Source organism: Thalassotalea sp. Y01 (assembly GCF_012932945.1).
In the GTDB taxonomy this organism is placed as follows: Bacteria; Pseudomonadota; Gammaproteobacteria; order Enterobacterales; family Alteromonadaceae; genus Thalassotalea_A.
Window position 1 is genome coordinate 14,639 of sequence record NZ_JABBXG010000008.1, and the last position, 19,786, is coordinate 34,424.

The window sequence follows — 19,786 nt, forward strand, 5'->3', positions numbered from 1 at the left end:
GGCTTAGGTTCTAAGCAAAAGAATGTAACGGGAGGGCGCAAGCCCTCCCAGATGTTAACTCCGACAGGAGACAGAGTGTGAAAGATTTACTTAAGTTTCTTAAGCAACAAAATCAAACTGAAGAATTCGATGGTATTCGCATCGGCCTAGCTTCACCTGACATGATTCGTTCATGGTCATTCGGTGAAGTGAAGAAGCCTGAAACCATCAACTACCGTACGTTCAAACCTGAACGTGACGGTCTTTTCTGTGCGCGAATTTTCGGCCCTGTAAAAGATTATGAGTGTTTGTGTGGTAAGTACAAACGCTTGAAGCACCGTGGTGTTATTTGTGAGAAGTGTGGCGTAGAAGTTACCTTAACTAAAGTTCGTCGTGATCGTATGGGTCACATTGAACTAGCTAGCCCAGTAGCTCACATTTGGTTCCTTAAATCTCTTCCATCTCGTATCGGTCTACTTTTAGACATGACCTTACGTGATATTGAGCGTGTATTGTATTTTGAATCATACGTGGTAACTGAAGCCGGTATGACGACTCTTGAAGTTGGTCAAATTTTGACTGAAGAAGAGTACCTAGATGCACTAGAAGAGCACGGTGATGAATTTGAAGCGAAGATGGGTGCAGAAGCAATCCTTGCGCTTCTTAAAGAAATTGACCTTAACGCTGAAATCGAGCAAATGCGTGAAGAGCTTCCAGAAATTGGTAGTGAAACTAAGCGTAAGAAGATCACTAAGCGTCTTAAGCTTATGGAAGCCTTCGCTCAATCTGGTAACAAGCCAGAGTGGATGATTATGTCGGTTCTACCGATTCTTCCACCAGATTTGCGTCCTCTAGTACCACTAGATGGTGGCCGTTTTGCAACGTCTGATTTGAATGACCTTTACCGTCGTGTAATCAACCGTAACAACCGTTTGAAGCGTCTTCTAGACCTAGTTGCACCAGATATTATCGTACGTAACGAAAAACGTATGCTACAAGAGTCTGTTGATGCACTTCTAGATAACGGTCGTCGTGGTCGTGCAATCACGGGTTCTAACAAGCGTCCTCTGAAATCTCTTGCTGACATGATCAAAGGTAAGCAAGGTCGTTTCCGTCAAAACCTTCTAGGTAAGCGTGTTGACTATTCAGGTCGTTCTGTAATTACCGTTGGTCCAACGCTTCGTTTGCACCAGTGTGGTCTTCCGAAGAAGATGGCTCTTGAGCTATTCAAACCATTTATATACGGCAAGCTAGAAGCACGTGGTTTAGCGACTACGATTAAAGCGGCTAAGAAGCTAGTAGAACGTGAAGTTGGTGAAGTTTGGGATGTACTTGATGAAGTAATCCGTGAACACCCGGTTATGCTTAACCGTGCACCAACACTTCACAGACTTGGTATCCAAGCATTTGAACCAGTACTTATCGAAGGTAAAGCGATTCAGCTTCACCCATTAGTTTGTGCGGCGTATAACGCTGACTTCGATGGTGACCAAATGGCTGTACACGTACCTCTAACGATTGAAGCTCAGTTAGAAGCACGTGCGCTAATGATGTCTACCAACAACGTACTATCTCCTGCGAACGGTGACCCAATCATCGTACCATCTCAGGATGTTGTTTTAGGTTTATATTACCTAACGCGTGACTGTGTTAACGGTAAAGGTGAAGGCATGGTATTCGGCTCTCCTGAAGAAGCTGAAAAAGCCTACCGCACTGAAATGGCCGAATTACACTCTCGTGTTAAAGTGCGTATCACTCAGTTGATTGATGGTGAAGAAGTTACTTCACTTATCGATACAACAGTTGGTCGTTCATTACTTTGGATGGTATGTCCGAAAGGTCTTCCATTTGAAATCATCAACAAAACTTTAGGTAAGAAGCAAATCTCTAACCTAATTAACCATGCGTACCGTAACTTAGGTCTTAAAGATACTGTTATCTTTGCCGACCACATTATGTACACAGGTTTCCACTACGCGATGATCGCTGGTGCGTCTGTTGGTATTGACGATATGGTTATTCCTGATGAGAAATACACCATCATCGATGCAGCTGAAGAAGAAGTTAAAGAGATTCAACAACAGTTCGAATCTGGTCTTGTAACAGCTGGTGAGAAATACAACAAAGTAATCGATATCTGGTCATCTGCTAACGAAAAAGTTTCGAAAGCGATGATGGACAACTTATCGAAAGAGCAAATCTTAAACCGTGACGGCGAAATGGAAGAGCAAGACTCTTTCAACTCAATCTTTATGATGGCCGACTCTGGTGCTCGTGGTAGTGCCGCTCAGATTCGTCAGTTGGCGGGTATGCGTGGTCTAATGGCAAAACCAGATGGTTCAATCATCGAAACACCAATCACGGCGAACTTCCGTGAAGGTCTGAACGTACTTCAGTACTTCATCTCGACTCACGGTGCTCGTAAAGGTTTGGCCGATACGGCATTGAAAACAGCTAACTCGGGTTACTTAACTCGTCGTCTAGTTGACGTTGCACAAGATTTGGTTGTAACTGAAGCTGATTGTGGCACTGAAGATGGTCTATTGATGACACCACTTATCGAAGGTGGTGATGTTGTTGAACCATTACGCGAACGTGTTCTAGGTCGTGTTGTTGCTCAAGACGTGTTGATTCCAGGTACTGAAGATGTATTGTTCGCACGTAACTCATTATTAGATGAAGCAGATTGTGACACATTAGAAGAACATTCTGTTGATCAAGTATGGGTTCGTTCAATCATTACTTGTGAAACTGACTTTGGTATTTGTAAGCATTGTTACGGTCGTGATTTAGCACGTGGTCATATGATCAACGAAGGTGAAGCAATTGGTGTTGTGGCAGCACAATCAATCGGTGAGCCGGGTACACAGTTAACGATGCGTACGTTCCATATCGGTGGTGCGGCATCACGAGCTTCAGCTGAAAACTCAGTTCAAGTTAAAAACACTGGTACTTTGAAGTTACAAAACGCTAAGTTCGTAACAAACTCAGAAGACAAGCTAGTTATTACTTCACGTTCATCAGAACTTACTGTTATTGATGAGCTAGGTCGTGAGAAAGAGCGTTATAAAGTTCCTTACGGTGCAATTCTTGGCAAGAAAGATGGCGAAGCTATCAACGGTGGCGAGACTATTGCAAACTGGGATCCGCATACGCATCCAATCATCACTGAGGTTGCTGGTAAGATCAAATTTGTTGACCTTATCGACCAGGTAACTGTGACGCGTCAAACTGATGAACTAACAGGTTTATCATCTATCGTTATCACTGACCCTGCACAACGTAGCTCAGCAGGTAAAGAAATGCGTCCAATGGTTAAGCTAGTTGATGCCAAAGGTAAAGACGTAATGATCGCTGGTACTGAAATTCCAGCACAATACTTCTTACCAGGTAACGCTATCGTAAACCTTGAAGATGGTGCTGAAGTAGGTATCGGTGATGCGCTAGCACGTATCCCTCAAGAGTCTTCGAAAACTCGTGATATTACCGGTGGTCTACCACGTGTTGCTGACTTGTTTGAAGCACGTAAGCCGAAAGAGCCTGCGATTCTTGCTGAGAAGACAGGTATCATTGGTTTCGGTAAAGAAACCAAAGGTAAGCGTCGTCTACAAATCACTCAACCAAGTGGTGAAGTATACGAAGAGATGATTCCTAAGTGGCGTCAACTTAACGTGTTTGAGGGTGAATCTGTACTACAGGGTGAAGTTATCGCCGATGGTCCAGAGTCTCCACACGATATCTTGCGTCTACGTGGTATCTCTGATGTTGCTAACTATATCGTTAACGAAGTGCAAGACGTTTACCGTCTGCAAGGTGTTAAGATTAATGATAAGCACATCGAAGTTATCGTACGTCAGATGATCCGTAAGTGTGAAATCCTTGATGGTGGTGACAGTGAATTCTTAGCAGGTGAGCAAGTTGAAGTTGCTCGCGTTAACATTGCTAACCGTGAACTGGAAGCAGCAGGCAAGAAGCCAGCTGAATTCAACATCATGCTAATGGGTATTACCAAGGCATCGCTAGCAACTGAGTCATTTATCTCAGCGGCATCGTTCCAGGAAACTACTCGTGTTCTTACTGAAGCAGCTGTTGCTGGTAAGAAAGATGACTTACGTGGTCTGAAAGAAAACGTTATCGTTGGTCGTTTGATTCCTGCTGGTACTGGTTATGCGTATCACAAGAACCGTGCAGTGCAAGCTGTTGAAGGTGAAGAAGAATCAACTGTTTCTGCTGAAGATGCAGAGCAGGCATTAACCGACGCACTGAACGCAGAAATGCTAAGCAGTTTTGGTGAACTTTCACAAGAAAGTAACAAGCCATCTGACAATGACTAATTGTTAGCCAACGTTTAAAGCACTTTAAAAGGGGATCGCAATGATCCCCTTTTTTGTACACTTATCGATCAAAAAAGATCAATGATCTTTGACTCTTTGCTTGACAGTTACCCCCATCACTAATAAAATTCCGCGACCTACTGTTATGGTAGGGATTTTTCACGTTTATGAGGGTGTGAATAAAGGCGGTCCAAATACCCCTTAATCACATCAGTTTTAACTAATCAGGAGCTATAATGGCAACTATTAACCAATTAGTACGTAAGCCACGTGTTAAGCAGGTACAAAAAAGTAACGTTCCAGCGTTGCAAGCTTGTCCTCAACGTCGCGGTGTATGTACTCGTGTGTACACAACTACACCTAAAAAACCTAACTCAGCACTACGTAAAGTAGCTCGTGTTCGTCTAACTAACGGCTTCGAAGTTACATCTTACATCGGTGGTGAAGGTCACAACTTGCAAGAGCATAGCGTTATTCTAATCCGTGGTGGTCGTGTTAAAGACTTACCAGGTGTTCGCTATCACACCGTTCGTGGCGCACTAGATTGTTCTGGTGTTAACGATCGTAGACAAGGCCGTTCTAAGTACGGTGCTAAGCGCCCTAAATCTTAACGGTTCTCCGTCAAGTAAGGCCAAACTAACATTTAATATTTAATTGTTTTGGGATAACCCTGAAGCTAAATCGGAGAATTTAAAATGCCAAGAAGACGTGTTGTAGGTCAGCGTAAAATATTACCTGATCCGAAGTTTAAAAACGAACTTTTAGCAAAATTCATCAACATCCTTATGGTTGATGGCAAAAAATCTGTAGCAGAAAAAATTGTATACGGTGCACTAGACATTCTATCGGAAAAGAACCCTGAGAAAGATCACTTAGAATCTTTTGAAGTTGCTCTTGAGAACATCCGTCCACACGTAGAGGTTAAATCTCGTCGTGTTGGTGGTTCAACTTACCAAGTTCCAGTAGAAGTACGTCCAGTACGTCGTAATGCTCTAGCCATGCGCTGGTTAGTTGACGCTGCTCGTAAACGTGGTGAAAAATCAATGGCTCAACGCCTAGCTAACGAAATGTTAGATGCTTCTGAAAACAAAGGTTCAGCTGTGAAGAAACGTGAAGACGTTCACAGAATGGCTGAAGCTAACAAAGCATTCGCTCATTACCGTTGGTAATAATGACAAGCGCAGCGGCATTTGCCGCTGCGCTTTTCTTACTTAAAACAAGAAAACACATTAGCTAATAATTAAAATAACTAAGCTTATTTTCAAAAGTAAATCGCTGATACTTTTGAAAGTTAGTTTCAGGAACATCCGTAATTTAGAGGAATCCAGTAGTGGCTCGTAAGACCCCTATAGATCGTTACCGTAACATTGGTATAGCTGCACACGTAGATGCAGGTAAGACGACTACAACAGAACGTGTTTTGTTCTACACCGGTTTATCTCATAAAATTGGTGAAGTTCATGACGGCGCTGCGACGATGGACTGGATGGAACAAGAACAAGAGCGTGGTATTACCATTACCTCGGCTGCGACAACCTGTTTCTGGAAAGGCATGCAGGGTCAGTTTGATGACCACCGTATTAATATTATTGATACTCCAGGCCACGTAGATTTCACCATTGAAGTAGAACGTTCATTGCGCGTATTAGACGGCGCGGTGCTTGTGCTTTGTGGTTCATCTGGCGTTCAACCGCAAACCGAAACGGTTTGGCGTCAAATGGAAAAATATAAAGTCCCGCGTATGGTTTTCGTCAATAAGATGGACCGTATGGGCGCTGACTACTTAAATGTTGTCAAGCAATGTAAAGATCGTTTAGGTGCCAACGCGGTACCAATTCAGCTAGCTATCGGCGCTGAAGAAGAATTCACTGGTGTTGTAGACCTAGTTAAAATGAAAGCGATCAACTGGAACGAAGCGGACCAAGGCACCACCTTCGAATACGAAGATATCCCAGTGGATATGGTTGACCTCGCACAAGAATGGCATGAAAACTTAGTTGAAGCCGCCGCAGAAGCCAGTGAAGAGCTGATGGACAAATACCTTGAAGAAGGTGAACTGTCTGAGCAAGAAATTAAAACTGCATTACGTACCCTTACTCTGAAAAACGAGATTGTACTAACTACATGCGGTAGTGCATTTAAGAACAAAGGTGTTCAAGCTGTGTTGGATGCTGTTGTTGAATACTTGCCGTCGCCAACAGAAGTTGAAGCGATTAAAGGTATTAAAGACGATAAAAATGAGAGCGAAGACACTCGTGAAGCAGACGATAGCGCGCCATTTGCCGCGTTAGCGTTTAAAATCGCGACTGACCCATTTGTGGGTACACTAACTTTCGTTCGTGTCTATTCTGGTGTGTTAAGCACTGGTGATATGGTCTACAACCCGGTTAAAGGTAAAAAAGAACGCATTGGCCGTATTGTGCAAATGCATTCAAATAACCGAGAAGAAATTAAAGAAGTTCGCGCAGGTGACATTGCAGCCCTAATCGGCATGAAAGATGTGACCACAGGTGACACGTTGTGTAATCAGCAAAACGTTATCACCCTAGAGCGTATGGAATTCCCAGAGCCAGTTATCTCTGTTGCTGTTGAGCCGAGAACCAAGGTTGATCAGGAAAGAATGGGTATGGCGCTTGGTAAGCTTGCGGCTGAAGACCCGTCTTTTAGAGTCGAGACCGACGAAGAGACAGGACAAACGATCATTTCTGGTATGGGTGAATTGCACCTAGATATCATCGTTGATCGTATGAAGCGTGAATTTAAAGTTGATGCAAACGTTGGTAAGCCACAAGTTTCTTATCGTGAAACTATCCGCAAAGCTGTAGAAGTTGAAGGTAAGTTTGTGCGTCAATCTGGCGGTCGTGGTCAATTTGGTCATGTATGGCTTAAAATGGAGCCGCTTGAAGAAGGCGCAGGCTTCCAGTTTGAATCAGAAATCGTTGGTGGTGCAGTACCACGCGAATATTGGGCAGCCGTAGAAAAAGGCTGTAGCGAACAGATGGATAACGGTGTTCTCGCCGGTTTCCCAATGCTAGACATTAAAGTTACATTATTTGATGGTTCATTCCATGATGTTGACTCGAATGAAATGGCATTCAAAATCGCCGCATCTATGGGCTTTAAGCAAGGCGCTTTGGATGCAAGTCCAGTTTTGCTTGAACCTGTGATGAAGGTTGAAGTAACCACCCCTGAATTAAACATGGGTGATGTTGTTGGTGACCTCAACCGTCGCCGTGGCATGATTGAAGGTATGGATGAAGGTCCTGCCGGCATGAAATTGGTTAATGCCGTTGTACCACTTGGTGAAATGTTTGGTTATGCAACCGACCTTCGCAGTGCAACGCAGGGCCGCGCATCATATTCGATGGAGTTTAAGCAGTATGCTGAAGCACCAAAAAATGTAACTGATGCAATTATTGAAGGTGGTCAGTATTAATACTGCCCCTGAAATTTAAAAATAACAAATTCAATTACTCGTCTGTAATAACAGGCAACTTTAACTTTAAGGTACATTTAAGATGGCTAAAGAAAAATTTGAACGTTCGAAGCCGCACGTTAACGTTGGTACTATCGGCCACGTTGACCACGGCAAGACAACTCTAACAGCTGCAATCTCTGCAGTTTTAACTAAAACTCACGGTGGTGAAGTACGTGATTTCGCTCAAATCGATAACGCTCCAGAAGAGCGTGAGCGTGGTATCACAATCAACACTTCTCACATTGAGTACGATACAGAGACTCGTCACTACGCACACGTAGACTGTCCTGGTCACGCCGATTACGTTAAAAACATGATCACAGGTGCGGCACAAATGGACGGCGCGATTCTAGTAGTTGCAGCGACAGATGGTCCAATGCCACAAACACGTGAGCACATCCTTCTTTCACGTCAGGTTGGTGTACCTTTCATCATCGTATTCATGAACAAATGTGACATGGTTGATGACGAAGAGCTACTTGAGCTAGTAGAGATGGAAGTTCGTGAACTTCTTTCAGAATATGACTTCCCAGGTGATGACCTACCAGTTATCCAAGGTTCAGCACTAGGTGCATTGAACGGCGAAGCTAATTGGGAAGCGAAAATACTAGAACTTGCAGAAGCACTAGATACTTACATTCCAGAGCCAGAGCGTGCGATTGACGGTGACTTCATTCTTCCAATCGAAGATGTATTCTCAATCCAAGGTCGTGGTACAGTTGTTACTGGTCGTGTTGAGCGCGGTATCATCAAAGTTGGTGAAGACGTAGAAATCGTTGGTATTAAAGAAACGACGACGACAACTTGTACTGGTGTAGAGATGTTCCGTAAGCTTCTAGACGAAGGTCGTGCTGGTGAGAACTGTGGTGTTCTTCTACGTGGTACTAAGCGTGATGAAGTTCAACGTGGTCAAGTACTTGCTAAGCCAGGTTCAATCACTCCTCACACTAAGTTCGAATCAGAAGTATACGTACTAACCAAAGATGAAGGTGGTCGTCACACGCCATTCTTTAAAGGTTACCGTCCACAGTTTTACTTCCGTACGACAGACATCACTGGTGCAGTAGAGCTTCCAGAAGGTGTAGAAATGGTAATGCCAGGCGACAACTTGAAGTTTGTTGTTGAGCTTATCAACCCAATCGCGATGGACGAAGGTTTACGCTTCGCTATCCGTGAAGGTGGCCGTACAGTAGGTGCTGGTGTTGTATCTAAAATCATCGACTAACAATTAATTGCTCCTGCATTAATTGTGTTTCCACCATCCGTGGTGGTCATTGATTGATTTGGTTACAAACCAAACCTTAAAAAAGAGCGCTTAGGCGCTCTTTTTTGTTTTAAGATATGGGCAACTTCACGGTATTCCGTGATGACCGAGCGCGTTAAGAGAACAGTCTGCTTGGACTATTTTTAGCGAGTGAGGACGAGGGCCTCTGGCCCGACGATAGAGCCTTACAATACAGCCCCAAAAGAGCGCATAGGCGCTCTTTTTGTTTTTACGCGTTTAATACATATTTGATGTTAACTAATTGAAAAGGTTAATGTCTGGTGTGAGCGAGTTGCGGTCTCTTGTAACCCTTGTTAATAGGCACCGTCTTCCCCGCATGTTGTAGGCGCTGGTCAATATATCATTATGATTGAGATCTTGATTGGCTTGTTGTGTTTACTATCCACGAAAGAGATGACAAAACGATGCAAATAACCGCAGACAGAGTGTTACTTGCCTTTGTTAATTATTGCAAGTATTAGAACGACTTCATGGATGAAGTGTTCTGTTTGTCGCCATGTGGTTTGTTAGCGGCGATAAATTGCAGTGTCTGCTCATAGCCATAGATAAATTTAACTATTACCCAAATCTGTTCTATCGAGCCTGTTCATTACATTAGCCGTAAAATTTTTCAATAATGTCCGAAGTCATTCCCCTAATTGAAAAAATCAGCTATTTTTATAGTAAGCAAAAGATAGGGGAAAACAATGGATTACGATAAAATTACCGCCGATATAATTGAGATGATCATACTTTATGGTCCAAAACTGGTTGGTGCCATATTGGTATGGATTGTCGGTTCTTGGGTGATAAAGGGCATCATGTTGGCGCTCAACAAAGCGCTAGAGAAGGGCGATGTTGATCAATCGCTGAAGCCGTTTATTAGAGGCTTGTGTCAAGCCTTGTTAAAAGTACTGCTGGTTATTACCGTATTGAGCATGCTTGGTATTGAAATGACCTCGTTTATCGCGATATTAGGTGCCGCTGGTTTAGCCATTGGTATGGCGTTATCGGGTACTTTGCAAAATTTTGCAGGTGGGGTGATGATCTTAATATTTAAGCCATACGAAATAGGCGATGTCATTGATGCGCAAGGCTATATAGGTAAAGTATCTGAAATTCAAATTTTTAATACCATCATGAAAACACCAGATAATAAAACCATTATTATTCCAAATGGTCCGTTGGCGACAGGGTCGATGATCAATTACTCAACTGAAGAAACACGCCGTGTCGATTGGACGTTTGGTATCGGTTACGGTGATGATGTCGATCAGGCAAAACAAGTTATGCGCAAATTATGTGATGCCGACGAGCGCATTTTAAAAGATCCAGAGGTATTTATTGCCGTTTCAGAGTTAGCCGACAGTTCAGTTAACTTTGCGGTTCGGGCATGGGTAGATGCTGCGGATTATTGGGATGTGTATTTCGCAATGAATGAGCAAATTTACAAAGTGTTCAATCAAGAAGGTCTTAATATTCCATATCCGCAAATGGATGTGCATGTGCATAAGTCAGAATAACCTAAATCTGGCCCTACTTGGCTTTACAAGTGGGGCAAATTCAGGAACTATTAGCGTTAATAAGGCTCTGATGATCAGAGATAATAAACAATAAAACAGTGATGGCTTATGACGATATTAAATAAGGCGCTTTTTAGCGCGCTAGTAACGGGCTTGAGTGTAACAACACTTGTTGCTTGTGCCGGCTCCGAGCAAGAAACCGCACAAGTTCAAGCAAGTGTTGAGCAGCAGGCAACCAAGAAAGCACCATTAAGAAAACCTAAACAGGACGTTGTTATGCCAAACCAAACACCACCCGTGGATGAATTGAGTAAGGGCGACATTAACGCTACTTGGTTTACTGGCACATTAACGTATTACAGTTTTGAAGGTGGGTTTTACGGCTTTCATGGTGATAATGGCGAACGTTTTCTACCCTTCGGTTTAGACAAATCGATGCAGCAAGATGGTGCGAAAGTTAAAATTTACGGTCATGTCATGAAAGATGTGATGACCACGCAGCAATGGGGTGAACCGTTTAAGGTGTATAAAGCAGAACTATTAGAACCTGGCACTAAACCGGTCGATAAAAGTCTGTATTAATTATTTGCTACTGATCACAGGAAAAGCCTTGTTGCAGTATTTGTAATGAGGCTTTTCCTTTTTTTACGTCTACTTTATATAAGCGATCGTAAATCGTTTCCGCAAATGGCTGTAGATCTTCATCGACCAAAAGACCTGCCAATACCGGTGTGGTGTTGCTATGACCAACGACTAAGGTATTGCCTTTAATCGTTAATAGCTTGTCGGCAAACAGCTCAAGTTCTAATGGTGAATAGACAGTGACATCAAGTTCTAGCTCTGCAGCTAAAGGCGCGGCAGTTTGCTGAGTGCGATTATAAGGGGTCGAAAAGATGTTACGAATAGCTAGCTCATTTAGCAATTGGGCAATATGTTGAGCTCGCTTTTGGCCGCATTCTGTTAGGTTAGGGTCATCTTTGTCTGCGGTTTTTTCAGCGTGACGCACCAGATAGATGTGAAACTCATCACTCTGCTCTTGCTGAGCCAAGTTATTGGCATAAGCGACGCTTATACCAATAACAAACGTGAGCAGTGCGATAAACGCAGCGCGACTAAGCATATTGAGCTCGCAACAAGTTCCATTGTCGTTTGCGAGCAATCAATTCTAATTTCATATCTTGATAACTGCGCATCAACGCTGACTTTTCTACATCTTGTGTTAATTGGTCGCGCTTGTGATTAAGCAGTTTCATTTTTGCTTCGTAATACAAAGCGATTTGCTCAACCAGTAAGTCATACTCGGTTTGCAGTTTTTGTACTAATTCTTCGGCATTTGATTGTTGTAGCACCTTTTGCTTACTCAACTTCAACTGCATTGCAATTTTGGCTTTGGCAATTTTATCTGCTGGCGTCTTACGCAGCTTGTCGGCTAGACCAACCATATTTAACGATTTGATTAGCCATTTAGTTGGATCAAATTGGAACCAGCGAATACCGTTGCGGTAATCATTTTCAAAGATATGATGAAAATTATGGTATCCCTCACCAAAGGTAAAAAAGGCCAGCACCCCGTTGTCTCGGGCAGTATTCTTATCGGTATAGGTTTGCTTGCCCCAAATATGCGCTAACGAATTAATGAAAAATGTGGTGTGGTGGCTTAATACCAAACGTAATACGCCAGCCAATAACAGCGCAGAGACAACATCGCCATTGATTAAACCAAGTGCAATCGGAATACCGAAGTTCGTCGCTATGGCTAGCGGAACATAATATTTGTGTTGCCAGATAACGATTTTTTCTTTTTGTAGATCACGAGCGTTATCGTAATTATCGTATGTTGTTGGCTTGTAATCTCTGATCATCCAACCAATGTGTGAAAACCAAAAACCGCGCTTGGCTGAGTATGGGTCAACGTCGTTATTGTCGACGTGTTTGTGATGTACACGATGATCTGAACTCCAATGCAATATACTGTTTTGTAACGCAAAAGCGCCACCTATGGCATAAAAAAAGCGCACAACAGCGTGAGCCTTATAAGTTCGATGCGACCATAGGCGGTGGTAACCAGCAGTTATCGACATTCCGCAATAGATAAAACATAACAGCGCGGAAATAATTTCGAACATGTCAAAGCCGTGGGTGAAAGCACGATAAGGCACCCAAATAGCGGCAATTAAAAATGTGATGAGGAAAATGGCTATATTGAGCCAAAGCAAACGAGGCTTATTCATTACGATACTTTATTGTCTTTTAAGATTTCAGTGTACAAGTGTACGCTATTTTAAATGGTGGCTGAATTTGGTCAAGTATAATTACAAATTTTTATGCTAACATAGTCGCGTTATCGGTTATTTATAAGAATTTTATGTCTGGGATCAGAGCACAACAAAAGGAAAAGACTCGACGCTTGCTCATTGAAGCGGCCCTGAATCAGTTAAGTGCTGAGCGCAGTTTTTCCAGTTTAAGTTTACGAGAAGTTGCCAAAGAAGCCGGCTTGGCTGCGACTTCTTTTTATCGTCACTTCACCGATATGGATGAATTGGGGCTGACCTTGGTTGATGAAGCGGGTTTGACCTTGCGCCAATTAATGCGTCAGGCTCGTCAACGCATTGAAAAGGGTGGTTCAGTGATACAGATATCGGTAAAGACCTTTATGGAGTTTATCGAATCAAATGGTAATGAGTTCCGTTTATTGCTGCGAGAGCGCTCTGGCACATCACCTGAGTTTCGCGCGGCGGTGAATCGTGAAATACGCTATTTCACCATGGAATTATGCGACTACCTGCAAAAAGCCAATAAATTGGATGCTGAAACAAGTTACTTACAAGCTAATGCTGCGGTAACCATCGTCTTTAGTACCGGTGCTGAAGCACTTGATGCCGACGATGAAGAGCGTGAAGAGTTGGCTGAGCGAATGATAAAGCAGCTGCGGTTTATTGCTCGCGGGGCGATGGACTTAGCCCAGCGTAAAGATCTAAGAGAGCAGGTCTCAACAGAATCATAAACAAAACGGGGCTCAATGAGCCCCGTTTTTCAATTCAAATCATCAATTGCAATCAACATTTGATACGTTTATTTTCTTACCAACACCATGCCGCACTCTATGTGGTGGGTATATGGAAACTGATCAAATAGCGCAAACTTTTCAATGCTGTGCGTTTTCGTCAATATCTGCAAATTATCATGTAATGTTTCCGGGTTACATGAGATGTAGATGATTTTGTTAAATCTCGCTGCCAGTTCACATGAGTCTTTGTCCATGCCGGCTCTTGGTGGGTCGACGAGCACAGTGTCATAGTTGTACTGTGTTAAGTCAAAGCCTTCAAGGCGTCTGAATTGACGTTCACCGTTCATCGCTTCACTGAACTCTTCAGCAGACATACGAATAATATCTAAGTTTTCGATGTAGTTGGCGGCGATGTTGAGTTGTGCCGAATTAACCGAGCTTTTTGATATTTCGGTGGCGAGAACTTTTTTATAGTAGGGTGCTAAAGCCACAGAAAAATTGCCATTACCACAATACAGTTCAACTAAATCTGCCTCTGGGGTATCGCTGGCATCGATGGCCCATTCCAACATTTTTTCATTTACTTTACCGTTTGGTTGAGTAAAGCTGTTTTCAACTTGCTGATAATGTAGTTGCTTACCTTTTACGGTGAGAACTTCTGTAACGTAGTCCTTATCAACGAGGATTTTTTGCTTTCGAGCGCGACCTATAATGTTTACAGGCCCTAACTTGCTTAACTGTTGTTTTAACAGCTTGCTGTTTTCAAGCCACTCATCGTCCAATTGACGGTGATACAAAAGACTGACCAACAATTCACCGCTTAAGGTCGAAAGAAAATCAACTTGAAATAATCGATGGCGTAATGACGGCTTATCGCGTACATAGTCCATCAACTCTTGCATAGCCGCATTTATCAGTTTTGACGCGACAGGAAATTGATCAACGCGGAATTTTTCACGAGTTTGTTGATTAAACATGATGTAATACAGATCTTCACCCTGATGCCAAACGCGAAACTCTGCGCGCAAACGGTAATGCAATGGTTCTGATTGGAATACTTCAGCGTCAGGTACTGAAAAGCCATTAAACAGCGTTTGCATTGCCGAGGTTTTTTCAGCAAGTTGTGATTGGTAATTGTCCGGATGAATATGACTTAGCATAAATTATCAACGTCTTTTCAAATTTGCCGCGGATTGTAGCGACTTGTACTGGCTTTTGACAGTAATTTTAAGAAACAAATAGAAAACGTGCGAATTTTCGATTTTGTGCCATATTTTTTAAACACTATTCGATATATAGCGCACCCATGCAAAATCCTATTAATAGCCGTAATTTACTGGTTTTTATACTGCCTTCTTTGCTTGGGGTTTTGTTATTTATGTTTCCCATTGAGTACAACGAGCAAACCAGTATTCCGGTTGCGGTACTTGCGAAATGGTTTCAAGGTGTTATCGCCTCCGCTGTGATAGAGTTGGTCTGTTTAGTCACCATAATTAGCGCTTTTCTTAGTATTGTTTTCTCGGTTTTTTCAGCACAAAGAGTCAATGCAAAATCGTTTCTTGGCAGTCTTTTTGTGATTAGCCCTGTGTGGCTGATTGTTCGCTGCCTTGGTGCTGCGTTCGCCGTTATGGTCTATTTTAAGATCGGTCCTGCGCAAATATGGGATAAAAACACCGGAGGCTTATTGCTCCACGATTTAATGCCAATTTTATTCTCGGTGTTTATTTTTGCCGGTATGTTTTTGCCGCTATTACTTAACTTTGGTTTGTTGGAATTAATCGGCACCTTGTTCAGTAAAATCATGCGGCCGTTATTTAAATTGCCTGGCAGAGCTGCGATCGATTGTACTACGTCCTGGCTTGGCGACGGCACCGTTGGCGTGTTGCTAACCAGTAAGCAATATGAACAAAAAGTTTATACCCAACGCGAAGCTGCTGTTGTCGGCACAACCTTCTCAGCGGTATCCATTACTTTTAGTTTGATTGTCATCGCCGAAGTTGGCTTGATTCATATGTTTGTGCCATTTTACAGCGCGGTATGTTTGGCAGGGTTTGTCGCTGCGATTATAGTGCCACGCTTACCACCACTAAGCTTAAAGAAAAACACCTTTATCGATGGCACTTTGCCCGATCCTGATGCTGGCAAAATACCTGACAATGAAAATGTGTTTAGTCATGGCTTAAAACTGGCCATGAACCGTTCAGCACAAGTTACCAGGCTATCTGATGTGCTTACCGATGGATTAAAGAATGCCACTGAAATGATTTTTGTGGTGATCCCGGTGGTTATGGGGGTTGGTACGATTGCTTTAGTATGTGCTGAATATACGCCTATTTTTGATTGGCTTGGTATGCCTTTTGTGCCTTATTTAGAGCTGCTAGGTGTACCTGAAGCCGTAGCCGCATCAAAAAGTGTGGTGATTGGTTTTGCCGATATGTTTTTGCCGGCGATTTTAATTGCATCGGTTGAAAATGAAATGACCCGATTTGTTGTTGCCGCCTTGTCGATTACCCAATTGATCTACCTTTCAGAAGTTGGTGCTATGTTGCTTGGTACAAAAATACCGGTCAATATTATCGACCTGTTTTTTGTTTTCTTGTTGCGCACCATTGTTACTTTGCCGGTCATCGTCTTGGTAGCAAACATAGTCTATTAACCAATACCTCATCAGAAAAATTCAAACAGATGTTTACATTTCAGTAATTATCTGGATTAATAGCTGTCAATAAGTGGTATGACCTCAGGTGACATTATGACGACAATAAGCCAAAACAACTCAACCGACAATCCGTATCCAACTTTATTAAGTCCGCTTGATCTTGGATTTACACAATTATCTAATCGAGTATTGATGGGCTCGATGCATACGGGGCTTGAAGAAGAACGAAATGGCTTCGCTAAGCTCGCGGCATTTTACGAAGAACGTGCCAAAGGCGGTGTTGGTCTAATAGTCACCGGCGGTATCAGTCCTAACTTTCGCGGCCGCGTAGCGCCATTTGGTGGTGAGTTAAGTAAATGGTGGCATGTTAAAAAACACCGTCAAGTTACCGAAGCTGTGCACAAATATCCGAGTAAAATTTGTTTGCAGTTATTGCATACCGGTCGTTATGGGTTTCATCCTTTTTCTGTATCTGCTAGCAATATCAAAGCACCAATTAACCCGTTTAAGCCAAAGGCGTTGTCTGAACGCCAAATATGGAAAACCATAAACGACTTTGCTAAGTCATCACATCTTGCCCATAAAGCCGGTTATGATGGCGTTGAAGTGATGGGTTCAGAAGGTTATCTGATTAATCAATTTAGCTGTCTTCGCACCAACCAACGCGCCGATAAGTGGGGCGGTAGCATCGAAAACCGTATGCGCTTAGCCATTGAAATTATCAAAGCGATTCGTCAACGTGTTGGTGAAAAGTTTATCATCATCTTCCGTCTGTCGATGCTTGATTTAGTTGAGGGTGGTAATACGTGGGAAGAAGTCATTACCATGGCAAAAGCGGTTGAGGCCGCTGGTGCGACGATCATCAATACCGGCATTGGCTGGCATGAGGCGCGAGTACCAACAATCGCAACCAGTGTGCCGCGAGCCGCATTTGCTTGGGTTACTGAGCGCATGATGGGTGAAGTTAACATTCCATTAGTCTCGACCAACCGTATTAATACCCCGGAAGTTGCTGAAGAAATCTTATCATCAGGCCAGTCTGACATGGTATCGATGGCAAGACCATTTTTGGCAGACGCCGAATTTGTTAACAAAGCGGCAGCCAATAAAGCTGATGAAATTAATACCTGTATTGGTTGTAACCAAGCGTGTTTGGATCACGTGTTTAAACAACAACGTGCCAGCTGTTTAGTTAACCCGCAAGCCTGTTATGAAACCGAGTTAACCTTTGCCGAGGCCAGCAATAAAAAACATATTGCTGTCGTTGGTGCGGGTATGGCAGGTTTGGCGTTTAGTGTTTATGCCGCTCAACGAGGTCATAAAATTGACCTGTTTGAAGCTGGAGACGATATTGGCGGCCAGTTTAATATGGCTAAAAAGATACCTGGAAAAGAAGAATTCTACGAAACAATACGCTATTTCAACAAGCAAATTGAATTGACCGGTGTGAACTTACACCTAAACTCGGCACAAACCGCTGAGTCATTAACGGATCAAGGATATGACGACATTGTTGTCGCTACTGGTATTAAACCAAGAATGCCGCCAATTGAAGGCATTGAAAACGACATCGTCCTTAATTATGTTGATGTGCTTAAAAATAACGCCAAAGTAGGGCAGAAAGTGGCGATTATCGGTGCCGGCGGTATTGGCTTTGATGTGGCTGAATTCCTAGCAGAAGAAGAGTCACTGACAACTCAACCTGAACAGTGGTTAAAAGAGTGGGGCATAGATAAAGATTATCAACAAGGCGGAGCCTTGATGCCAAACCATGAACACACCAAAGCCGAGCGCGAAATCTATCTAATGCAACGAAAAATTACAAAGGTAGGCGCAGGGCTTGGCAAGACAACCGGTTGGATTCATCGAAGCACTCTTAAAAATCAAGGTGTTAAGATGATGCCAGGGGTCGAATATCGTAAAATTACTGATAATGGTTTGTATATAATTGTTAATGGAGAGGAAATATTCATTAATTGCAATAATGTTGTCATCTGCGCAGGCCAAGATTCTGATCGTTCGCTTTTTGAACAATTAGTTGATCTAAATCAAAACGCGCATTTAATTGGTGGTGCCGACGTTGCCGCTGAACTTGATGCAAAACGAGCCATCCGTCAAGGTGCTGAATTAGCCGCAAAAATCTAGTCCCCAGACGCCGTTTTTCAATGCAAGGAGTTGCCTAACTCCTTGCATTTTAAACTAAAAAATCATTTCTTTTATTCTGCATAATCTCAAACGTAAAGTCTTTCTCTATCTATAATTCTAAGACGTTATTTTATTTCTTATATTGAATTCCGTATTTTTAATTTATTTTGGTTATAAGGATTAAAACAATCCTAGGGTTACATCGCATAACCGATTTGAACATTTTACTTGCCTTGTGATTGTTATATTACTCGAGTTAAAAAAATGACGTAGAGTTCGCAGGAGAAAGTGATGCGTTTAAAAGTATTAGGTTTTTCAACATTGATAGCATTTGTAATGGCTGGTTGCGGTGAGCAACAACAAGCCGCTACTCAAGCTGCACCCGCCCCAGAAGTTGGTGTGCAAGTGATCAAACCAGAAAATTTAACCTTTACCGAGCGTTACGCCGGTAAAACAGCGACTTTGGAAAAAGTAAGTGTGGTTGCTGAAGTGTCTGGTGTGATTACAAAAGTGCACGTGAAAGAAGGTCAGCATGTCGAGCGTGACCAATTACTGTTTGAAATTGATGCTTCACCTTTTGAAGCCGAAGTACTTCGTCAAAAAGCACTACTGAAGCAAGCTGAGGCCAATCTAGCGTTAGCGCAAGTTAAGTATGACATGTCTAAGTCATTACAAGACTCTAATGCCATGAGTAAGATTGATGCTGAACAAGTTAAGGTCAATCGTGAAGTTGCCGCGGCCGCTTTGGCTAGTGCAAATGCGTCATTAGTTTCTGCAGAACTTGCACTCAAAAAAGCTAAAGTACTAGCGCCGATTGCCGGTAATACAGGCATCATGACCTACAGTGTTGGCGACTTAGTTGGTCCTGCACAAGGTCCCGTAGTGGATATCGTCGGTATCGGCGAAATTGAAGTCTATAGCCAAATTGGTGAAAAAGAGCATTTCGAACATGTTTCTGAATTGCTGAGAGATAAACAACGCGTTCCTGATACCTTAGAGCTTGAACTAGCTGACGGCACTATGTACGAACATACCGGTGTGATTAACTTTAAAGGTCGTGAAGTAAAAGACGGCACTGTGACTTATCGTGTTGTTTTCCCAAATCCTGACGGTCTGATCTTAGGTGGTCAAAACGTCACTATCGTTGCAACGGCAGGTAAGCAATCGACGGTGCATTATGTACCGCAAAAAGCGGTTATGGAAGATCAGTTAGGGCGTTTCGTTTATGTTGTCGGTCAAGATAATGTCGTTGAAAAACGCGTGGTTGATATGGGCAATCGTTACGGCATGAATTGGGTCGTTAAAGATGGCTTACAGGATGGCGAAAAGGTTATCGTATCCGGTATTTTAAAAGCCAAAGTTGGTCAAGCTGTTAGCCCAGTAGAAGAATAAGGAGC

The 19,786-nt window shown here is 42.8% G+C and carries 14 protein-coding genes; 11 read left to right on the plus strand and 3 right to left on the minus strand.

The features are described 5' to 3' along the window. Positions 1 to 77 precede the first annotated feature (77 nt). The 7 genes from rpoC to HII16_RS12225 all read left to right on the plus strand — a co-directional run bounded on the left by rpoC (position 78) and on the right by HII16_RS12225 (position 11,160). Positions 78 to 4,313 carry a DNA-directed RNA polymerase subunit beta' gene (gene rpoC, locus HII16_RS12195; protein ID WP_169130497.1) on the plus strand — a complete coding sequence of 1,412 codons (4,236 nt, stop codon included), beginning with the start codon at positions 78 to 80 and terminating at the stop codon, positions 4,311 to 4,313. Between the two features lie 236 nt (positions 4,314 to 4,549). Further along, positions 4,550 to 4,924, plus strand: a complete 375-nt coding sequence (gene rpsL, locus HII16_RS12200) for a 30S ribosomal protein S12 (RefSeq protein WP_135438248.1) — start codon at positions 4,550 to 4,552, stop codon at positions 4,922 to 4,924. A gap of 84 nt (positions 4,925 to 5,008) precedes the next feature. Further along, positions 5,009 to 5,482: a 30S ribosomal protein S7 gene (rpsG, locus tag HII16_RS12205; RefSeq protein WP_135438247.1), complete on the plus strand. Its 474-nt coding sequence runs from the start codon at positions 5,009 to 5,011 to the stop codon at positions 5,480 to 5,482. Positions 5,483 to 5,643: 161 nt separating this feature from the next. Continuing rightward, the gene (gene fusA / locus HII16_RS12210; protein ID WP_169130499.1) at positions 5,644 to 7,749 is read left to right on the plus strand and encodes an elongation factor G; all 2,106 of its coding nucleotides are present in this window, start codon (positions 5,644 to 5,646) and stop codon (positions 7,747 to 7,749) included. Between the two features lie 82 nt (positions 7,750 to 7,831). After that, entirely contained in the window at positions 7,832 to 9,016 is a 1,185-nt protein-coding gene (tuf, locus tag HII16_RS12215) for an elongation factor Tu (RefSeq protein WP_169128582.1), read from the plus strand. 746 nt (positions 9,017 to 9,762) lie between these two features. Then, positions 9,763 to 10,578, plus strand: a complete 816-nt coding sequence (locus tag HII16_RS12220; protein WP_135438225.1) for a mechanosensitive ion channel domain-containing protein — start codon at positions 9,763 to 9,765, stop codon at positions 10,576 to 10,578. A gap of 153 nt (positions 10,579 to 10,731) precedes the next feature. Then, a complete protein-coding gene (locus HII16_RS12225) occupies positions 10,732 to 11,160 on the plus strand; it encodes a hypothetical protein (protein WP_169130501.1) in 429 nt (142 codons plus the stop codon). A 7-nt stretch (positions 11,161 to 11,167) separates the two neighbouring features. Here HII16_RS12225 and HII16_RS12230 read toward each other — a convergent pair whose 3' ends face one another. Both HII16_RS12230 and HII16_RS12235 read right to left on the minus strand, forming a co-directional pair. Continuing rightward, on the minus strand, positions 11,168 to 11,698 hold the full coding sequence (locus HII16_RS12230; protein WP_169130503.1) for a phosphoglycerate mutase family protein: 531 nt from the start codon (positions 11,696 to 11,698) through the stop codon (positions 11,168 to 11,170). Then, on the minus strand, positions 11,691 to 12,809 hold the full coding sequence (locus HII16_RS12235) for a fatty acid desaturase (protein ID WP_169130505.1): 1,119 nt from the start codon (positions 12,807 to 12,809) through the stop codon (positions 11,691 to 11,693). Before HII16_RS12235 ends, HII16_RS12230 begins: the two co-directional genes overlap by 8 nt. A 134-nt stretch (positions 12,810 to 12,943) precedes the next feature. On the opposite strand from HII16_RS12235, the gene fabR reads away from it, so the two are divergent. Next, a complete protein-coding gene (gene fabR, locus HII16_RS12240; RefSeq protein ID WP_135438221.1) occupies positions 12,944 to 13,582 on the plus strand; it encodes an HTH-type transcriptional repressor FabR in 639 nt (212 codons plus the stop codon). A 68-nt stretch (positions 13,583 to 13,650) separates the two neighbouring features. Here fabR and trmA read toward each other — a convergent pair whose 3' ends face one another. Continuing rightward, positions 13,651 to 14,745, minus strand: coding sequence for a tRNA (uridine(54)-C5)-methyltransferase TrmA (trmA, locus tag HII16_RS12245; RefSeq protein WP_169130507.1), 1,095 nt, complete (start codon positions 14,743 to 14,745; stop codon positions 13,651 to 13,653). A gap of 218 nt (positions 14,746 to 14,963) precedes the next feature. On the opposite strand from trmA, the gene HII16_RS12250 reads away from it, so the two are divergent. The 3 genes from HII16_RS12250 (at position 14,964) to HII16_RS12260 (ending at position 19,781) form a co-directional block, all read left to right on the plus strand. After that, on the plus strand, positions 14,964 to 16,241 hold the full coding sequence (locus HII16_RS12250; RefSeq protein ID WP_248289619.1) for a YjiH family protein: 1,278 nt from the start codon (positions 14,964 to 14,966) through the stop codon (positions 16,239 to 16,241). 96 nt (positions 16,242 to 16,337) lie between these two features. Beyond that, the gene (locus tag HII16_RS12255) at positions 16,338 to 18,389 is read left to right on the plus strand and encodes an NADPH-dependent 2,4-dienoyl-CoA reductase (RefSeq protein WP_169130511.1); all 2,052 of its coding nucleotides are present in this window, start codon (positions 16,338 to 16,340) and stop codon (positions 18,387 to 18,389) included. A gap of 291 nt (positions 18,390 to 18,680) precedes the next feature. Then, the gene (locus tag HII16_RS12260; RefSeq protein WP_169130513.1) at positions 18,681 to 19,781 is read left to right on the plus strand and encodes an efflux RND transporter periplasmic adaptor subunit; all 1,101 of its coding nucleotides are present in this window, start codon (positions 18,681 to 18,683) and stop codon (positions 19,779 to 19,781) included. Positions 19,782 to 19,786: the final 5 nt, after the last annotated feature.